The 18751-nt window shown below is 41.2% G+C and carries 16 protein-coding genes; 5 read left to right on the forward strand and 11 right to left on the reverse strand.

Going from position 1 to position 18751, the window contains the following annotated elements; genetic code table 11:
* Positions 1–5 precede the first annotated feature (5 nt).
* Both E0H81_RS00850 and gltP read left to right on the forward strand, forming a co-directional pair.
* Positions 6–1139: an ABC transporter permease gene (locus tag E0H81_RS00850; RefSeq protein WP_131315876.1), complete on the forward strand. Its 1134-nt coding sequence runs from the start codon at positions 6–8 to the stop codon at positions 1137–1139.
* A 234-nt stretch (positions 1140–1373) separates the two neighbouring features.
* On the forward strand, positions 1374–2669 hold the full coding sequence (gltP, locus tag E0H81_RS00855) for a glutamate/aspartate:proton symporter GltP (RefSeq protein ID WP_131315765.1): 1296 nt from the start codon (positions 1374–1376) through the stop codon (positions 2667–2669).
* A 37-nt stretch (positions 2670–2706) separates the two neighbouring features.
* Here the strand turns inward: gltP and E0H81_RS00860 are convergent, their stop codons facing one another.
* From E0H81_RS00860 to E0H81_RS00880, 5 genes are all read right to left on the reverse strand, one after another.
* Complete coding sequence (locus tag E0H81_RS00860; protein WP_131315767.1) at positions 2707–3552, reverse strand: hypothetical protein; 846 nt, start codon at positions 3550–3552, stop codon at positions 2707–2709.
* An 82-nt stretch (positions 3553–3634) separates the two neighbouring features.
* Positions 3635–6643, reverse strand: a complete 3009-nt coding sequence (gene gyrA / locus E0H81_RS00865; RefSeq protein WP_131315770.1) for a DNA gyrase subunit A — start codon at positions 6641–6643, stop codon at positions 3635–3637.
* A gap of 568 nt (positions 6644–7211) precedes the next feature.
* Positions 7212–8144: an FAD-binding protein gene (locus E0H81_RS00870; protein WP_131315772.1), complete on the reverse strand. Its 933-nt coding sequence runs from the start codon at positions 8142–8144 to the stop codon at positions 7212–7214.
* A gap of 17 nt (positions 8145–8161) precedes the next feature.
* Positions 8162–8911 (reverse strand): electron transfer flavoprotein subunit beta/FixA family protein, encoded by a 750-nt coding sequence (locus tag E0H81_RS00875; RefSeq protein ID WP_131268060.1) that lies wholly within the window; start codon positions 8909–8911, stop codon positions 8162–8164.
* Positions 8912–9410: 499 nt separating this feature from the next.
* Positions 9411–10016: a LysE family translocator gene (locus E0H81_RS00880; protein WP_131315774.1), complete on the reverse strand. Its 606-nt coding sequence runs from the start codon at positions 10014–10016 to the stop codon at positions 9411–9413.
* Positions 10017–10131: 115 nt separating this feature from the next.
* On the opposite strand from E0H81_RS00880, the gene E0H81_RS00885 reads away from it, so the two are divergent.
* The gene (locus tag E0H81_RS00885) at positions 10132–10626 is read left to right on the forward strand and encodes an Lrp/AsnC family transcriptional regulator (RefSeq protein WP_131268062.1); all 495 of its coding nucleotides are present in this window, start codon (positions 10132–10134) and stop codon (positions 10624–10626) included.
* Positions 10627–10635: 9 nt separating this feature from the next.
* Positions 10636–11211, forward strand: a complete 576-nt coding sequence (locus tag E0H81_RS00890) for a GNAT family N-acetyltransferase (protein ID WP_244926482.1) — start codon at positions 10636–10638, stop codon at positions 11209–11211.
* Here the strand turns inward: E0H81_RS00890 and E0H81_RS00895 are convergent.
* The 6 genes from E0H81_RS00895 to E0H81_RS00920 form a co-directional block, all read right to left on the reverse strand.
* Complete coding sequence (locus tag E0H81_RS00895) at positions 11208–11579, reverse strand: hypothetical protein (protein WP_131315878.1); 372 nt, start codon at positions 11577–11579, stop codon at positions 11208–11210. The genes E0H81_RS00890 and E0H81_RS00895 overlap by 4 nt on opposite strands.
* Positions 11580–11857: 278 nt before the next feature.
* Positions 11858–12751, reverse strand: a complete 894-nt coding sequence (locus tag E0H81_RS00900; RefSeq protein WP_165492571.1) for a tyrosine recombinase XerC — start codon at positions 12749–12751, stop codon at positions 11858–11860.
* 254 nt (positions 12752–13005) lie between these two features.
* Entirely contained in the window at positions 13006–13851 is an 846-nt protein-coding gene (dapF, locus tag E0H81_RS00905; RefSeq protein ID WP_131315778.1) for a diaminopimelate epimerase, read from the reverse strand.
* 13 nt (positions 13852–13864) lie between these two features.
* Complete coding sequence (lysA, locus tag E0H81_RS00910; RefSeq protein ID WP_131315780.1) at positions 13865–15109, reverse strand: diaminopimelate decarboxylase; 1245 nt, start codon at positions 15107–15109, stop codon at positions 13865–13867.
* Between the two features lie 39 nt (positions 15110–15148).
* On the reverse strand, positions 15149–15367 hold the full coding sequence (lptM, locus tag E0H81_RS00915) for an LPS translocon maturation chaperone LptM (protein WP_131315782.1): 219 nt from the start codon (positions 15365–15367) through the stop codon (positions 15149–15151).
* Positions 15368–15499: 132 nt separating this feature from the next.
* On the reverse strand, positions 15500–16903 hold the full coding sequence (locus E0H81_RS00920) for an amino acid permease (protein ID WP_131315784.1): 1404 nt from the start codon (positions 16901–16903) through the stop codon (positions 15500–15502).
* A 411-nt stretch (positions 16904–17314) separates the two neighbouring features.
* On the opposite strand from E0H81_RS00920, the gene E0H81_RS00925 reads away from it, so the two are divergent.
* Positions 17315–18670: an alanine/glycine:cation symporter family protein gene (locus E0H81_RS00925; RefSeq protein WP_131315880.1), complete on the forward strand. Its 1356-nt coding sequence runs from the start codon at positions 17315–17317 to the stop codon at positions 18668–18670.
* Positions 18671–18751 lie beyond the last annotated feature (81 nt).

The raw sequence follows: 18751 nt of genomic DNA on the forward strand, positions 1-18751 counted from the left end.
ATAGCATCAAAGACTTCCTGCATTTTTATTTAAAAACCTTTAAAGATATTGCCGCGAATAGCTCCATCTTGACCACTTTGGTGCTTTCGGTATTTGTATATAGTTTCTTCTACCCGACCGCTTATCAAGCCGAACATGCAGAATCTTTACCGATTGTGATTGTAGATGAAGAACAGAGCCTGATTACCTCCACCATTATTGGTGAAGTCTCGAAAAGTCCGAACGTGAAAATCGCAGCGGTTACTGGTAATTTTGCTGAAGCGGAAATGATGGTCAAAACCCAGCAAGCCGATGGTATTTTGCTATTGCCTGAAAATTTATCCGGCAGTATCCGCCGGGGTGAAGTCGGTGGCGTAGGCTTATATTTAAGTGCCGCCTATTTTTTAAAGACCAAACAGATTGGTTTGGGATTGGCGACTTCGGTTGAGCATGCCATTGCGGAACAAGCGCAGAAGTTTGGCGATATTTCACATTTTTCCCCTGCACTTTCCATTCATCAAATTCCGTTATTCAATAGCATGTCCGGTTATGGCAGTTATATTTTTCCCGCCATTGCCCCTTTAATTATTCATCAAACTATCGTTTTGGGTTTAAGCATGCTGATTGCAGGCTATCGACTGCAAAACTGGCGGCCCGGCAAAACTGAATTTTTTGCGATCTTTAGTGCCATTTTAACCATTGGCTGTTTGGGCTGTTTCTATTTATTTGGCTTTACTTTCTGGCTCTATGATTATCCGCACGGTGGAAATTTCTGGGGCATGCTGATTGGCGTACCGATTTTTATCAGCTGTGTGATTGGCCTGAGCATGGTAATTGCTTCATTTTTCGATCTGCCGGAACGTGCAGGACATGTGATTGTCTTTACATCCATTCCGCTCTTTTTACTGTCAGGGACAGCTTGGCCACATGCTGCTATGCCTGAGTGGATGCAATGGCTGGGAAATGTTTTGCCTTCGACTCAAGGCATCCAGATGTTTATTCAGCTCAATCAAATGGGCGTGCCATTAAATATCGTGATTCCAAAAATGATTTATCTGGCGACCATTGCGGCTGTGTTATTGACCTGGGGATATTTCCGTTTAAACCAGCCAAATAAGAAACAATCTTTTAATAGACTGCCTGATAAGATTCTTAAATAAAACCTCACAATCTGATTAAATTTCCAAATAAAACTGAGCTTTTTTTATCCTATCGCATTAATTGTGAAGAAAAAAGTTAGATTGAATATCTGAATGGATGCAAAATAGTCTTTATCCATATTCATGAATATTTTTTATATTATTCATTCCCATGCTCCCATTAACATGTCTTTATGATGTCGACAGCGTTATTACAGCATTTTTTCACTAAATATCTGATTTTAAGGGCTTAGCATGAAGAAGATTAAGATTAGTCTTGCTTGGCAAATCGTAATTGCGCTCATTTTAGGTGTGCTTGTAGGCTCTTTTCTACATTATTCTCCCGAATATCGTGAAACTCTGATTAATAATTTGCTCAGCCCTTTGGGTTCAATCTTTATTAATTTGATTAAGATGATTGTGATTCCACTTGTGGTTTCAATGCTGATTTTAGGTATTGCAAATGCAAGTCAGGGTCAAAATGTCGGTAAGCTCGGTTTTAAAACCATTGTCTATTTTGAAATTATTACCACAATTGCGATTATTGTGGGTTTAGTTGCGGCAAATGTATTTCAGCCGGGTGTCGGTATTGATATGTCGAGTTTAACCCAAACCGACATCTCTCAATATCAGCAAACCACACAGGAAGTCAGTAGCCATTCACATGGTCTGGTGAATACTGTGCTCTCTCTAATTCCTTCCAATATTTTCGGTTCACTGACTGATGGGCATATGCTGCCTATTATCTTCTTCTCGGTGATTTTCGGTATTGGTTTGGGGTCTTTAGCGAAAGAAACCAAGAAACCGCTCATTGACGTGTTGCATGCAATTTCTGAAACCATGTTCAAAGTAACGCACATGATCATGCTGTTTGCACCCTTCGGTGTATTTGGCCTGATTGCGGCAACCGTTGCGAACTTTGGATTTAGCTCTCTGCTTCCATTATTGAAATTGGCTCTTCTGGTTTATGGCGCTATTTTCTTCTTCATCTTTGTCATTTTAGGTTTAGTGGCTAAATTCTGTGGTTTCAGCATTTGGGAAATTATTAAAATTCTAAAAGATGAACTGATTCTTTCCTATTCAACTGCAAGTTCCGAAACCGTATTACCTCGAATTATGCAAAAAATGGAAGCCTATGGTGCACCTAAGTCGATTACCAGTTTCGTCATTCCCATTGGCTATTCGTTTAACCTCGATGGTTCGACCTTATATCAAAGTATTGCGGCGATCTTTATTGCACAGCTTTACGGTATTGATTTGAGCATCACCCAGCAAGTGATTCTGGTTCTGACCTTAATGATTACCTCTAAAGGGATTGCTGGTGTTCCAGGCGTGTCTTTCGTGGTGCTGTTGGCGACATTGGGCAGTGTGGGCATTCCACTTGAAGGCTTGGCATTTATTGCCGGTATTGACCGTATTTTAGATATGGCACGTACTGTATTGAATGTGATTGGTAATTCGTTGGCTGTGCTTGTGATCAGTAAATGGGAAGGCCAATTCGATGCTGAAAAGCAAAAAGATTATCAAGTTGAAATGAAACAAGCTGCATAATTTATAAAATCAAAAAAGGAAGCTTCGGCTTCCTTTTTTATGGCTTAAATTTATTTGCCAAGTCATTAATAACGGCTTGTACAACCAGCCAAGAAATATTTGTTGTATCTTCATCTGGGCTAAATCTATTCATCATTTGCTCATAGGGATGAATTAGATTTCGAAACTCTCGTAAAGAATGTGAATATTTTTTAACATCAATTCCTATCCAATCAAGATGATGTGCTACATCTATCATTTCTGCTAACTTCCATTCAGCAAAATTTTTTATTTTGTCATTCTTATCTTTTGGAGCATTCCTAGCTTGATTACCTTCTTTCATATTTTTTTGAAAAACACCTAAGAGTACTCCCTCAAGAATACTCCCCATTAAAATTATAGATGCTAAATATGCCTTTGACTCTATACACTTTTGAGTTTCATTCCATCTATTTTGAAGAATTTCACCCACACCTACGTCCAAACCCAGTGCAAGAAAATCAGGTGTAGGTAATGGTTTTAGTTCTCTCTCTATTTCTTGAATATTATTAAAATCTATCTGAATTTTTCTAAATTTTGGCTCAATACCTTCTAGATATATTTCAAAGCCTTCGACATACAGTATGCTATTTAAAGTCTTTAAAGCTTTAAAAACTATTTCTTTATCGCCACCATATTCTCGTGGAGAAGCCAGTCGTTTTAACACATTAGCTAATTGTTGACTTGTTAATTCATCTAATCTTTCTAAAACCCATTTAGCGCGAGTTGAACCATCATAAATATATGGCAAACCTATATTATGAAAAAATTTAGTAATTTTCGAACTTGATCTATATTCCGGATGAATTGATTCATTATTTCCACAAATAAACTCTGCTATTTGTTCCAGTGTCTTTTGATCCATATCCCCACCATTTTAATATTTATTAGATTATCTTCTTTTATAAAAAAAGAGCGCCTAAGCGCCCTTCTTTTCAAGTCAAAACTTATTCTTCGTCAGAATCTCTTAAATCTGATTCATTTTCAGCTTCATCAGCAATCGTTTCGTCATCAACCAAAGTTTCAGAATCAATCAAAGCTTCAGAGGCAATGACTTCTTCGCCTTCAACTGCTTCAATAAACTCGTCTTCTTCAACAGCTTCAACAGAAACAACACCCACCAAGACTTCTTCATTACCCAAACGGATGAGACGAACACCTTGTGCATTACGGCCTGTGGTTGCAACTTCTGAAGCACGTGTACGAACCAGCGTACCACCATCAGAAATCAGCATCAGTTCTTTGCTTTCATCAATGGATACTGCACCGACCAATTCACCGTTACGTTCAGATGTTTTAATTGCAATTACACCTTTACCGCCACGTTTTTTGGTTGGGAAGTCGCCCACCGGGGTACGTTTACCATACCCATTGGCACATGCACAAAGCACTTCGCCAGTTTCTGGTACAACCACCAGTGACACGATACGGCTGATTAATGCCGAATCTGAAGTATCTTCATCATCTGAATCTACATCAGTTTCCACTTCTTCAAGCTGCGCTGCTGCACCGATGGTCACGCGCATACCGCGTACACCTTTGGCAGAACGGCCCATTGAACGAACGTCAGTTTCAGCGAAACGAATGGCTTTACCTTCATTCGAGAACAACATGATTTGCTGTTCGCCATCGGTAATTGCCACACCAATCAAGGTGTCGTCGCCATTCAGCTCAATCGCACGTAAACCATTTGAACGAACATTACTAAACTGTTCAAGCTCTACACGTTTAATCGTACCGTACTCGGTCGCCATAAACACATAGAAGTTTTTACGAACTGCTTCAGCTTGCTGCGCAAAGTCGGCAATAATTTCATCATCTAAATCAGTCGTAGAAAGCTCAAGACCCAATTGTTTCAATTGAATACGTAATGCATCAGACAAGTCATCTGCACCATCTTCAAGCTCGGCTAAAGCCGCTTCAAGTTCAGCAAAATGCGAATTGATGATTTCATTTTCTTGCAGTTTCGCAGCATTGGCTTTCACAAATGCCTGGAAATCGGCCAGACGGTCTTTAAATTTCTTCGGTGCATCAATCACAGGAAGAATCGCTGTAATTGTTTCATTGGCATCCAGCGGCAACAAGTTCACCATTGGGCGACCTTTTGCACCACGAGACGCTTGCGGCACTTCGTATACTTTCAGACGATAGACTTTACCGACATTGGTAAAACATAGAACTGTCGCATGGTTCGATGTCACAATCAGATGCTGAATGTAATCATCAGTTTTCATTGAGGTTGCAGACTTACCACGACCGCCACGACGCTGAGCGGCATAGTCAGACAATGGTTGAGTTTTCGCATAACCTGTTTTAGAAACAGTCAGTACCATTTGCTCTTCAGGAATTAAATCTTCACGAGAGAAATCAATACGTGATTCAACAATAGATGTTTTACGTCCATCACCATATTGCTGAATAATCAGCGCCAACTCTTCACGAATCACGTTCATCAACAAATTAAAATCATTTAAAATTGCAGTATATTCAGCAATTTGAGATAATATATCAGAATATTCAGCATGTAACTTGTCTTGTTCAAGACCAGTTAAGCGGTGTAAACGTAATTCTAGAATCGCACTGACTTGGGTTGGTGAAAGACGGTAAATACCCCCATCAAAACCATACGGTTTAGCCAGGTCTTCGCCTTCAATAATTTCAGGACGTACAGAAACTGAACCTGCTTTTTCAAGCAATGCAACCACGCCACCCGCAGACCACTCACCGGCATGTAAACGCTCACGCGCTTCGCCTGGATTTGCAGAAGTCTTAATGGTTTCAATGATGCTATCAATATTTGCCAGAGCAACCGTCAAACCTTCCAAGATATGCCCACGTTCACGCGCTTTGCGTAACTCGTACATGGTACGACGTGTAACCACTTCTTGACGGTGACGGATAAACGCCGCAATGATGTCTTTCAAGTTCATCAACTTCGGCTGACCGTTGTCCAGGCAGACCATGTTGATACTGAAAGAGTTTTCAAGCTGGGTATTCTGGAACAGGTTATTCACAATCACTTCAGCGTTTTCGCCACGCTTCAAGTCAATTGCAATACGCATCCCGTCTTTATCAGACTCGTCACGAAGTTCTGAGATCCCTTCAAGTTTTTTCTCTTTTACGAGTTCAGCAATACGTTCAATGGTTCTCGCTTTGTTAACTTGATACGGAATTTCTGTGAAAACAATCGTAATACGGCCATTCTTCGGATCTTCTTCGAAGTGATATTTACCACGGATATGCAAACGGCCTTTACCGGTACGGTACGCATCCACAATCCCCGATTTTCCGTAAATAATACCGCCTGTAGGAAAATCTGGACCAGAAATATGCTGCATCAAACCTTCGATGCTGATATTTGGATCATTGGCATAGGCAAGGCAGGCATTCACGACTTCAGTCATGTTGTGCGGCGCCATATTGGTCGCCATACCCACTGCAATACCGGTTACACCGTTTACTAGCAAGTTGGGTACACGGGTTGGCATGACCTGAGGAATACGCTCAGAGCCATCGTAGTTGTCTTCCCATTCGACTGTATCTTTTTCCAGGTCAGCCAAAAGTTCATGGGTCAACTTACGCATACGTACTTCGGTATAACGCATTGCCGCAGCACTATCGCCATCTACAGAACCAAAGTTACCCTGACCATCGACCAATTGATAACGCAAGCTAAATTCTTGTGCCATACGAACAATGGTTTCGTAAACGGCTGAGTCACCATGCGGGTGATATTTACCGATTACGTCACCCACCACACGGGCAGACTTTTTATAAGCTTTGTTGTAGTCATTGCCTAACTCGTGCATAGCGAAAAGCACACGACGATGCACTGGTTTCAAGCCATCTCGCACGTCTGGTAATGCACGAGAAACAATAACACTCATGGCATAGTCGAGATATGAGCTTTTGAGTTCATCCTCAATGGCAATCGGTCGGATTTCCGATAGGCTCATGCATACTCCTTATTACTAACAGTATTTGGAACTGCTCGTTTTATATAATCAATCTAGCAAAAAATTAACCCAAAATAAGCTGAGTTAAAGTCTAAATACAGCCGTAAATTATAGCATAAATTCTGTTGTTTTTGTCTCTTATCCTGCATCTTAATCTTGTTAATTTTCTTCAATTTATCGTTTATTTTTTAATCTGTTTTAATTGTCGGCATTTTATGTGAATTAGTTCATTTTTTCACGGGTTTTAATTCAAATCTACACAGGCAATTCTTTATTGTCCCGCTGCATTAGGCGGCTTTTTTGTTCATTCGTATGCACAGAAAATCACTGATGAGTCATCCATCAACACCGCCACTCAAAACCCATTGAAATGCTGCAATTTGACTCGCTGTGGAATGCCATAAACCTGACTTGAAATTCAAGTCAGTCATGCTGTTATTTCGATGCGATTACTTCAAGCCTGGGTGAGTTAAATGGGTTAAGTCAGGCATGATTTATGTGATAAATTTTACCCAATAAAAAACGCCCCTGGAAACCAAGAGCGTTTTTTTGAAAGCTGTCGCCAGAATTAGACTTTAGAAACCAATTCAGGAATAACAGTGTTCAAGTCGCCCACTAACCAGTAGTCAGCAACTGCATTGATTGGCGCTTCTTCATCTTTGTTGATCGCAACGATCACTTTAGAATCTTTCATACCCGCCAAATGCTGAATCGCACCAGAAATACCCACAGCGATGTACAGGTCAGGCGCAACGATCTTACCAGTTTGACCGACTTGCATGTCGTTAGGAACGAAGCCAGCATCTACCGCAGCACGTGAAGCACCTTGAGCAGCGCCAAGTTTGTCCGCTAATGGATCAAGGATTTTGTGATAGTTTTCACCTGAACCCACACCACGACCACCAGAAACTACAATACGAGCCGCTGTAAGTTCTGGACGTTCAGATTTAACAATCTCTTCAGAAATAAACGTAGAGATGCCAGCATCTTGAACGTCGCCTACCGCTTCAACTGCTGCAGAACCGCCTGTAGTTGCTACAGGATCAAATGCAGTACCACGAACAGTGGCAACAACAACAGATTCAGCAGATTCTACAGTTGCAATTGCGTTACCTGCATAGATTGGACGTTTGAAAGTTTTAGGGCTTTCAACAGCAATGATGTCAGTAATCATGCTTACGTCTAAAAGTGCAGCAGCGCGTGGCAATACGTTTTTACCATTTGAGGTAGATGCAGCCAGGATATGTGAATAACCTTTGCCTAACTCAGCAATCAATTTAGCCACGTTTTCAGCCAACTGGTTTGCATAAGCCGCGTTGTCAGCAAGTAATACTTTGCTTACACCCGCAACTTGAGCCGCTTGGTCAGCAACTGCCTGAGCGCCAGAACCCGCAACCAATACAGTGATATCACCACCGATTTTTTGAGCTGCAGCAACAACGTTTAAAGTTGCACCGTTTAGTGCTTTATTGTCGTGCTCAGCGATAACTAAAATACTCATGATATTATCCTTCTGTATTAGATCACTTTCGCTTCGTTTTTAAGTTTTTCAACAAGCTCGTCAACAGATTTCACTTGTACGCCAGCTTTACGCTCTGCTGGTGGTTCAACCTTCACTGTTTTAAGTTTAGTGGTCGCTGAAACGCCATAATCTGCAGGTGACTTCACATCAAGCGGTTTTTTACGCGCTTTCATGATGTTTGGAAGAGCAGCATAACGTGGCTCATTCAAACGTAAGTCAGTGGTGATAATTGCAGGAATGTTCAATTCAACAGTTTGTAAACCGCCGTCAACTTCACGAGTCACCTGAACTTTGTCGCCAGCAACATTCACTACAGAAGCAAATGTACCTTGACCTGCGCCAAGTAAAGCACCAAGCATTTGACCAACTTGGTTAGAGTCGTCATCAATTGCCTGTTTACCAAGAAGGATAAGTTCTGGTTTTTCTTGTTCTACAATGCCTTTCAAGATTTTAGCAACTTCAAGTGCACCAATCTCATCAGCAGTTTCTACCAAGATACCGCGGTCAGCACCAAGCGCCATAGCAGAACGGATTTGTTCTTGCGCTTCTTTAGGACCGATAGAAACCACAACGATTTCTGAAACTGTTCCTTTTTCTTTTAAACGAACCGCTTCTTCCACTGCGATTTCACAGAATGGATTGATCGACATTTTAACGTTAGTAAGGTCTACCCCACTATTGTCCGGTTTAACGCGAACTTTAACGTTGGCATCAACCACACGTTTTACAGCAACAAGAGCCTTCATGTAATCCTCGGCTGTTTCAGCAAAAGTAAATGTTGAGAAAAGTTAGAATAACTCTTCACTTAAAATTTTTAGGTGCCCTATCTTGCAATGCGTATGGCATTTCGGTCAAGTCACAATTATCGAAAGAGCTGTAAAAATGCGTAAAATTACTTGAACTAGGCGTTCATATTTTTTTGAAGCGTTTTTATTAAGATGAATTCGCTCAATATTTATTTATTTTTTAAGCATTGATTTTTATTATGTTTTTATTTGATTAACCTCATCAAAAGTTCTGATTTAATGCTAGTTTTAGATGGGTTATTGGCTTGGAGACGTTATCCTTCTTGTACAAAAGGCAAAGTTGTGAAATGTCATTTAAGACAGAGCAGAAGCATTTACTTTATATATTTGCAGTAAATATGATCATTTTTTAGATTAAACGGGTAATAAATTACTTTTAATCTGCAAATCCAGTTCTAATTAAAAAGCATGTCATCACGACATGCTTTATATAGACATATTAATTAATGATTAACCAGGTGGCAGCAAGCATGAGTAAACCGCCCGAACTGCCATCAATCCATTTTTGTTTACGTTCATCGATTTGGGTTTTTTGGGTAATTTTGGCAAAAATCACACTCAAACTGTAGTACACCACAAAAATCAATCCAATAAAAATAAATGACAGGATTAGGCCTTGGGTCACGGTATCTCCGCTTTTATTAATGAACTGGGGCAAAATTGCAAAGTAAATCAGCATGCCTTTTGGATTCAGCAAAGCGGTAAAAAAGCCTTTTTGAATCGGTTTCGAGGTACTTTTGTTTTCAATCGCCAATTTTTTATTGCTAAAAACCGACTTGATTAAACTGAAAGCCAAAAATAACAGATAAGCAATCCCGAGCCAGCGAATGCTTTCAAATAACACCGGGAAGGAAACAATAATGGCTGCAATGCCTAAAGCCACCAACACAGAATGTACTAAATATCCCAGACACACCCCGATCGTTGCCATCATGCCTGCTTTTGCATCTTTACCCATCACTTGTGACAGGATAAATAACATATCTGGTCCAGGCGTAAAAATAAGGGGGATAACCGTTAAGGCGAACAGTGCAAATACAGACATTTCCTTTTTTCCCGTCGTACATGAGAAAGCTGAAATTAGTATCGAATAAATACCACAAAATAGGATTTCAATTTATTCTATAATTAGGATTATTTTTCGAATTATATTCTAATTTATGAAGTTATCTTCCAAGTCTATTTCAGTAAAGCTGGATCGTACCGATAAAAATATCATTCGTGCACTACAACATAATGGCCGCATGCAAAATAACGATCTTGCCCGTGAAATCGGGCTGTCGCCTTCTTCATGCCTGCGTCGGGTGAAATTGCTCGAAGAAGCCGGGGTCATTCAGAATTACACCACCGTGGTGGATCCGCAAAAAATCGGCTTACAACTGCTTTTGTTTTCGCGAATCTGGCTGGTGGGTCAGGATGCTGAAACCATTGACTGCTTTATTGAAGCGATGAAAGAGCTGCCTCAAGTGATGGAGTGCTATATTATTTTGGGTGAATGTGATGCCATGCTGAAAGTAGTGGTTCCCGACCTGGAAAGTTATCGTAAATTTCAGTCCACGCATTTAACCAAGAAAAATGGCATTACCAGTGTCAAAACGGATTTACCCAGTCAAATTATTAAACAGAGTTTCCAGCTTCCACTGGATGATCTTTAGGACAGCATGATGGGCATACAGCTTGAGACATCGCTTTTAATTTTAAGACCTTGGAAAGAGTCTGATCTCAAGCCGTTTTATGCGCTGAATTCTAACCCGGAAGTGATGCGTTATTTTCCTGGTTGCTTAATTCAGGAGCAAAGTGATGCGTTGGCACATAAGTTTCAAAGAATGATTGAAACTCAAGGTTGGGGACTTTGGGCAGTCGAATTAAAACAGGGTGGAGATTTTATTGGCTTCACAGGATTAAATGCTCAGCCGAGTCAATTTAGCTTTTCCCCCTGTACCGAAATCGCTTGGCGAATTCAGCAGAAATATTGGGGGCAAGGTCTTGCAACCGAAGCGGCAACTGCTTGTTTAGACTTTGCTTTTGATTCACTCAAGCTCAACCAAGTGGTTGCATTCACTGCAATACAAAACACAAAATCCCAAGCCCTTATGCAATGTTTAGGCATGCAATTTAAAGATTACTTTAATCATCCAGCTTTAGATCACACCAGTCCTTTGCAAAGACATGTGCTTTATCAAATAAATAATGCTCAATTCAGGCATGCTCAATTTAGCCAGACTAAAACAACCCGTTAAACATGATAATGTTGTAAAAAATCACGGTGTATATGACTTAAATCAATCAGGTCATATTCTTGAAGATTAAATATCTCCCACACTTCTAACAAGTCGTGTTTTAAATCAACATCCACCGTAGCAATCGGTCGTTCCTGCCATTGCAAGTCTGAAATCCAGATATAGCCTTGTTGTGTCTTAGTATTGAGCGCTTGTACCTTACCTTCAGCATTAATGCCTTGAACATGGGTATTTTCCGGTAAAGATGGCTCAATCGTGGGCAAACTTATTTCAACAAAATGCTTCACCTGACGCAGACCATAGCCCGCAAAAATCTCTTTTTGCTCAGTACTCAATAAATCATATTTTTCCTGAATATCTGAAATCATTGTTTTCCCTATCATCTTTTATTTCCAAAATTTATATAACATCCAGTGGAACAACAAATAATTTCATTACACTGCATTATTCATGCCACCCATTTCATATTTATACTTGATTTTTATACCTGATAAATTGGCTTTTTATTATTCTACAATAGTTTAAAACGCCAGCAATATTCCGCAATACTACAGCTGGATTTATTTAAGTTTCATTAATTTATGTTCTTTTGCTTAAAAAATTCAGAATTATATTAAAACAAAATATAGATCTTTTTAGATATTTACTATGATTTTTTGAGTTGTGCACGCGGATGTGCCTGATCATAAACTTGCGCCAAACGATCAAAATCAACATGGGTATAGATTTGCGTTGTGGTTAAGTTACTGTGCCCCAACATTTCTTGTACAGCCCGTAAATCTCCACTGTTCGACAACATATGACTGGCAAAACAATGACGCAATAAATGCGGATGCAAGTCGACATTTACCCCGGCACGCTGCGCCTGCAATTTAACCCGATTTTCAATTTGTCGTGCACCCAACGGATTGCCCTTTTGGGTAATAAACACATTCGCATCAGGCACAAAGTCACCATTCCATAACGGATAAACTTGCAGCCACAGCATTACGGCATCTTTGGCTTTAGAACCAAAAGGCACCACACGGGTCTTATTGCCTTTACCGGTAATGCGTAACAGTTGCCGATTAAAATCGATATCCTTAATGCGCAAGCCTTGTACTTCTGCCAGTCGCAGACCACTTGAGTAAAGCAGCTCCAGTATTGCTTTATCGCGTAACCACATTTGTTGTTCAATGGGTTTTTCAGGTTTAGGCTGATCTAGAATTTGATTAATGGTCTCAATATCTACCATACCCGGTAAAGGTCGAGGCAGGCGCTTTAACTGAAAATCATCGGCGGGATTAAAAGCCAGATATTGCCCTTGCTCGGCCCATTTCATGAATTGGCGAATGGAAGATAAAAGCCGTTGCAGACTACTGGAACTCAGTTGTTGCTGTTCAACTTTTTGCGCTAAAAACTCACGTAAATCGGTCGATTCAACATCTGTCAAATTGAGTTTTTTGATTTCACAAAAATTTAAAAAATCCGAGACATCACGTTCATAGGCCTGCAAAGTATGTTTGGATTGATTTTGAATTTCTCTTTCTTTTAACCACATCAGCAATAAATCAGCAGGAGAACGTATCTGCATCTCTGGATCAATCACGTTTTTTCTCACTGTATTTATCGGCGCCATTTAACGACAATTATAGAATTTATATTTAAACTGCCTCAGTTTAACAATCAAGCACATCACAGGATATGCCCTTTTCATCCATTGTATCTATTTGATACTAACTTGCATCATCCATGATTCCACAGATAAAAAAGCACCATCATGGTGACAGTGCTTTTTCGCTCAAAGCATGCGTTTTATTGCTGGTAAAAACTTAAATCGATACGGCCTTCATAGACATTTGCAGTTGGACCGGTCATCCAGACTACATTGCCCTCTTTCCATTCAATTTGCAGCTTACCACCGGCAAGTTCAATTTCTACTGCATTGGCCAGCAAGCCACGGCGCATACCTGAAACCGCAGCTGCACAAGCGCCTGTGCCACATGCCAGTGTTTCGCCTACACCACGTTCAAATACACGTAAACGCGCATGATTATCATCAATGATTTGCATAAAACCCGCATTGACGCGTTGCGGGAAACGTTCATGCGACTCAATTTGAGGCCCCATACCCGCAACATCAGCCTTAAGCACATCCTGAACAATGGTCACCGCATGCGGATTACCCATATTCACCACATCAATGATAATACTTTCATCATTGGCCAACGCTAAGCTGTATAGGTTCTCAGGCTGATCGGCAAGGAATGGAATCTGGTTCGGCAAGAATTTTGGATAACCCATATTCACGCGAACCCAGCCATTTTGCCCCAGTTCCGGCTCAACAATACCGGCTTTGGTTTGTACCTTAATTTTGGTTTTTGTGGTCAACTGACGTTCATGCACAAAACGTGCAAAACAGCGAACGCCATTGCCACATTGCTCTACTTCAGAGCCATCGGCATTAAAAATGCGATATTTAAAGTCAACATTGGGTAAATCTGGCGGTTCAACAATGAGTAGTTGATCGAAACCGATGCCGAAATGACGGTCAGCCAAACGCTGAATCGTCATGGTATCCAGATAAGCGCGCTGGCTGATCAGATCCACCACCATAAAGTCATTGCCCAGACCATGCATCTTGGTAAATTCTAAAAACATCCCGAATTACTCCTTAAGGCAATAAGCGTTCTTTATCCCACAATGATTCAATGCTTTCACGTTCACGAATCAAGTGTGCCTGATCATTATCGACCATCACTTCAGCAGCACGGCCACGGCTGTTGTAGTTCGAGCTCATCACAAAACCGTATGCACCTGCACCCAATACCGCGAGCACATCATTTTCTTGCAATGCAAGCTTGCGCTCTTTACCCAAGAAGTCACCGGTTTCACAGATCGCACCGACCACATCCCACTCTTTCGTTTCAACATCGCTACGTGGAGTGACTTCCTGAATATCCATCCACGCTTCGTATAAAGCAGGACGAATCAGGTCATTCATGGCTGCATCAATAATGGCAAAGTTACGGTGATTAGTCGGTTTCAATAAATCAACTTTAGTCAGCAACACCCCTGCATTGGCAGAAATGCTACGTCCCGGTTCCATATAGACTTTTAAACCGAGTTTTTCTAAAGCAGGTTTCAGTGCATTGGCATATTCGACAACAGATGGCGGAGTTTCATCTTTATAAGTCACACCCAAACCACCACCGATATCGATGTGTTTTAGATGGATACCGAGTTGTTTTAATTTCTCGATCATCATGATCACACGATCAAGCGCATCGACAAAAGGCTGAGTTTCGGTCAATTGCGAACCGATATGGCAATCAATACCCACCACGTCCAGATTCGGCAAAGAGGCTGCATATTGATAGGTTTCAAATACGCTGTCCGATGGAATACCGAATTTATTTTCTTTTAGACCGGTCGAAATATAAGGATGGGTTTTGGCATCGACATCCGGATTTACCCGTAATGAAATCGGTGCTTTCTTGCCGAGTTCAGCCGCGACTTTTTGAATGCGATCCAGTTCGGCATAAGATTCAACATTGAAGCAGGAAATACCGACTTCTAGCGCTTTCTTAATATCCGCTTCTGACTTACCCAAACCAGAGAACACGATCTTAGATGCATCACCGCCCGCTTTCAGCACACGTGCAAGCTCGCCTCCAGTGACAATATCAAAACCTGCACCCAGCTTCGCCAGTACATTCAATACCGCAATATTAGAGTTCGACTTTACCGCAAAACAGATTTGATGGTCGATAAAGCTAAATGCACGATCCATATCGAGATAATGCTTTTCAAAAGTTGCTTTTGAATAAACATAAAGTGGTGTGCCAAATTGCTGCGCAAGTTGTTGCAACGAACATTGCTCTGCGTGCAGAACCCCATTAATGCGGGTAAAACTCATGAATGTATCCTTTCGATGACGCGTATTAGATATTGAAAATTAATTCGTTTCAGCAGATGAAGCAGGAAGCTCTTGTTGTAACGGAGCTGCTTCTTTCTGTTCAGGCTGCTGTTTTGAATCAACATTGGGATATAACAAATATTTTGCACGCTTGTCGTAATCCGGGTCGCTCGGCAACTGCAAAGCTCCCGATTGACCACAACCGACCAAGGCAAAACCTGTTGCCAATAAACTGATGTAGCAAATGACAAGACGCATCTGACCACCTATCCTATGTTTTCGAAGAAGTATAACTCGATCACCGCCGTGACCAAAGTGCTAAACGCTAGAGATTATCGCTAGTTAAAAAAAAACGCCAGTTTCAGACTGGCGTTTTCATCAACAAAAGGCTTATTTATGTTTCGGTTTGTAGAAACCAAAGTAACCAATAATCAAAATAATGAACCAGATTGGACTGACCATCAGTGCTCGCATGGTATCTGCTTCTAATGACAAAACGTAAATCATGCCAATAAAGAAGATGATCACCACCCAACAGGTAAACAATCCACCTGGCAGTTTAAAGGTAGATTTGGCATGCAGTTCTGGACGGGTTTTATAATAAACAATATAACTCCAGATAATCATCAGCCATACACAGATGAACAGGATGGTTGAAAGCGTGGTTGCCAAAGTAAAGGCTTCAACAGTGTTCGGTACAAAGTACTGCAGTGCAGCACCCAAAAGTAAACAGACTGCAGAAAAATACAAGGCATTCGCAGGAACCGCGCGTTTATTTAAATGTCCAAATGCTTTTGGACCCTGCTCTTCACGTGACAGACCGAACAGCATACGGCTGGTCGAGAATACACCACTGTTCATGGATGACATGACTGACGACAACACCACCAGATTCATGATAATCGCTGCGGCAGCAATACCCGCCTGGCTAAACAGGTTTACAAACGGACTGATGCTCGGATCAATTTTATTCCACGGCGTTACCGACATCACAATCACCAATGCCAATACGTAGAAAATGATGATACGAATTGGAATCGAGTTAACCGCTTTAGGCAAGTTGCGCTCTGGATCTTTGGTTTCAGCCGCAGTTGTACCAACCAGCTCAACGCCCACAAAGGCGAAGATCGCAATCTGGAAGCCTGCCAGGAAGCCCGTTACTCCAGTCGGGAATATGCCGCCATGTGACCAAAGATGAGTAAATGAAGCTATCTCACCTGCGGTAGAGGTAAATCCGGTAAAAATCATCCATAAACCGGCACCAATCAGCACCACAATGGCAATAATCTTGATTAAAGCAAACCAGAACTCCAATTCACCGAATAATTTCACCGTGACCAGGTTCAAACCCATAATAAAGACAATGGCCGCGATACTGATCATCACCCCTTCGCCAGGCGTAAACGGCAACCCTCCGTTAAAGAATTGCAGGTAATAAATAATCGCGGATAAATCTGCAATACCAATCGTGATCCAGCATAGCCAATAGGTCCAGCCGACAAAGTAACCTGCCCAAGGACCAATTAAATCGGTTGCAAAATCAATAAAAGATTTGTATTGCAGGTTAGACAGTAACAATTCGCCAAGCGCACGCATGACCAAAAAAACCATAAAACCAATAATCATATAAATGATTAGAATTGAAGGTCCGGCCAGGCTGATGGTTTTACCTGAGCCCATGAATAGACCTGTACCAATTGCCCCACCTATTGCAATCAATTGCAAATGTCGATTAGACAAACTCCGTTGTAGTTCACCACCTTCACTGGTCGAACCTGTATTTTGATTTGACATTTATTTCATTCATCTTCGACATCTATGGCAACAAATTACCGCAAAAAATGCAGAAAACAACAAAAAACTGTGAACCATCTATATTTTCCAATTAAGTAAAAAAGTTAATTTATTTTTCTCATATACCAAACTAGTGAATAATTGATTTAAAAATAAACATTAATAATTCATTTTTAATGCTTGTAAAAGTGCTGAACTTTAGCTAAAAAATAAATAACCAAAACAATATGCTGATCAAAATTGAATTTTCAGCAAACAAAAATTAAAACACTTTTAAAGTATAAGGAATAAAAATTCAGTCGCGTTATAGCAAATCATCAGGAAGACCCAAATATGGCACATCACTTGCTTAAGCATTGATAAATCTAAATAAGCCATTTACAGAACTCAGGACGACAAGAAGAAAATATGATGCAAAATTTACAGTCAATAATGGAAACACTCAGCGGATGGGTTTGGGGTCCATATATGCTGGTACTGATCGTGGGTACCGGTGTATTTCTCACATTCCGTCTCATGTTCTGGCAATTTCGTATGCTGCCTTTGGCCTTTAAACAGGTTTTTGGCAAGCATCATCAAGCTAAATCACAGCCAGGAGATATTTCACACTTTGCCTCCCTGATGACAGCACTCTCCGCCACCATTGGTACCGGTAATATCGCGGGTGTTGCGACAGCATGCGTTCTGGGTGGCCCCGGCGCTGTGTTCTGGATGTGGATGACGGCTTTATTTGGTATGGCAAGCAAATATGGTGAAGGCGTATTGGCTGTCAAATATCGCGTTAAAAATGAAAATGGCCTGATGTCCGGTGGACCGATGTATTACATCGAAAAGGGCTTAAAGTGGAAATGGCTGGCGCTGATTTTTGCGTTCTTTGGCACAGTGGCTTCTTTTGGTATTGGCAGTTCAGTACAGTCCAATACGGTGGCACTTGCGGTGCAAAACAGTATGGGCATCGAAACCTGGATCACGGGCGTTGTGATTACCGTTTTCTCGGCATTGGTGATTTTAGGCGGTATTCGATCAATTGCTAAAGCAGCGACCCTTATTGTTCCTATTATGGCGATTGGCTATGTTGCAGGTGGTCTGATCATTATCCTCACTAACCTTGAGCTGGTAATACCTGCCCTGGAATTAATCTTTAAAGATGCCTTTACCGGTGAAGCGGTTGCAGGTGGTGCTATTGGTGCCGTGATTCGTTACGGTGTGGCACGTGGTGTCTTCTCGAATGAAGCAGGTATGGGTTCTGCACCTATTGCAGCTGCAGCGGCAAGAACCGATCATCCTGCACGTCAAGGTCTAGTTTCAATGACCGGGACATTTATTGACACCATCATCGTGTGTAGCATTACCGGTATTGTCTTGGTGATGGGTTTCATTATGGCCGGCAATAGTTTTGGAAGTGAAACCGGTGCCGTGCTGACGACGCATACTTTTGATCAATTGTTGCCAGGTGTGGGCGGTTGGCTGGTTACCTTCGGTATTATTTTCTTTGCCTATTCCACTATTTTGGGTTGGTGTTATTACGGTGAAAAATGCTGTACTTATATTTTCGGAGAAAAGTACGTACTGGCATATCGGGTGATTTATATCGCTTCAGTCTTCATTGGCTGTATCGCCACACTGGATCTGGTCTGGTTATTTGCCGATACATTCAATGGCTTAATGGCCGTTCCAAACTTAATTGCCCTGTTATTGCTTTCTAGCGTGATTGTGAAAGAGTCAAAAGATTTCATTGCCAAGCGCAAGTCAGGCGAACTGTATTAATTCAAGTTTTTTATCACTATCAATAAGCCACCTTAAGGGTGGCTTTTTTATTTGCATCTAGCGCTGTATGCTGTAGCCAGT

The organism is Acinetobacter terrestris (assembly GCF_004331155.1).
GTDB classification, from domain to species: domain Bacteria; phylum Pseudomonadota; class Gammaproteobacteria; order Pseudomonadales; family Moraxellaceae; genus Acinetobacter; species Acinetobacter terrestris.

What these genes read in the sequence shown, in the direction of transcription:
- gltP (WP_131315765.1), top strand. Translation starts at nt 1,374, where the DNA reads ATGAAGAAGATTAAGATTAGTCTTGCTTGGCAAATCGTAATTGCGCTC.
- E0H81_RS00860 (WP_131315767.1), bottom strand. Translation starts at nt 3,552, where the DNA reads ATGGATCAAAAGACACTGGAACAAATAGCAGAGTTTATTTGTGGAAAT.
- gyrA (WP_131315770.1), bottom strand. Translation starts at nt 6,643, where the DNA reads ATGAGCCTATCGGAAATCCGACCGATTGCCATTGAGGATGAACTCAAA.
- E0H81_RS00870 (WP_131315772.1), bottom strand. Translation starts at nt 8,144, where the DNA reads ATGAGTATTTTAGTTATCGCTGAGCACGACAATAAAGCACTAAACGGT.
- E0H81_RS00875 (WP_131268060.1), bottom strand. Translation starts at nt 8,911, where the DNA reads ATGAAGGCTCTTGTTGCTGTAAAACGTGTGGTTGATGCCAACGTTAAA.
- E0H81_RS00880 (WP_131315774.1), bottom strand. Translation starts at nt 10,016, where the DNA reads ATGTCTGTATTTGCACTGTTCGCCTTAACGGTTATCCCCCTTATTTTT.
- E0H81_RS00885 (WP_131268062.1), top strand. Translation starts at nt 10,132, where the DNA reads ATGAAGTTATCTTCCAAGTCTATTTCAGTAAAGCTGGATCGTACCGAT.
- E0H81_RS00890 (WP_244926482.1), top strand. Translation starts at nt 10,636, where the DNA reads ATGGGCATACAGCTTGAGACATCGCTTTTAATTTTAAGACCTTGGAAA.
- E0H81_RS00895 (WP_131315878.1), bottom strand. Translation starts at nt 11,579, where the DNA reads ATGATTTCAGATATTCAGGAAAAATATGATTTATTGAGTACTGAGCAA.
- E0H81_RS00900 (WP_165492571.1), bottom strand. Translation starts at nt 12,751, where the DNA reads ATGTGGTTAAAAGAAAGAGAAATTCAAAATCAATCCAAACATACTTTG.
- dapF (WP_131315778.1), bottom strand. Translation starts at nt 13,851, where the DNA reads ATGTTTTTAGAATTTACCAAGATGCATGGTCTGGGCAATGACTTTATG.
- lysA (WP_131315780.1), bottom strand. Translation starts at nt 15,109, where the DNA reads ATGAGTTTTACCCGCATTAATGGGGTTCTGCACGCAGAGCAATGTTCG.
- lptM (WP_131315782.1), bottom strand. Translation starts at nt 15,367, where the DNA reads ATGCGTCTTGTCATTTGCTACATCAGTTTATTGGCAACAGGTTTTGCC.
- E0H81_RS00920 (WP_131315784.1), bottom strand. Translation starts at nt 16,903, where the DNA reads ATGTCAAATCAAAATACAGGTTCGACCAGTGAAGGTGGTGAACTACAA.
- E0H81_RS00925 (WP_131315880.1), top strand. Translation starts at nt 17,315, where the DNA reads ATGCAAAATTTACAGTCAATAATGGAAACACTCAGCGGATGGGTTTGG.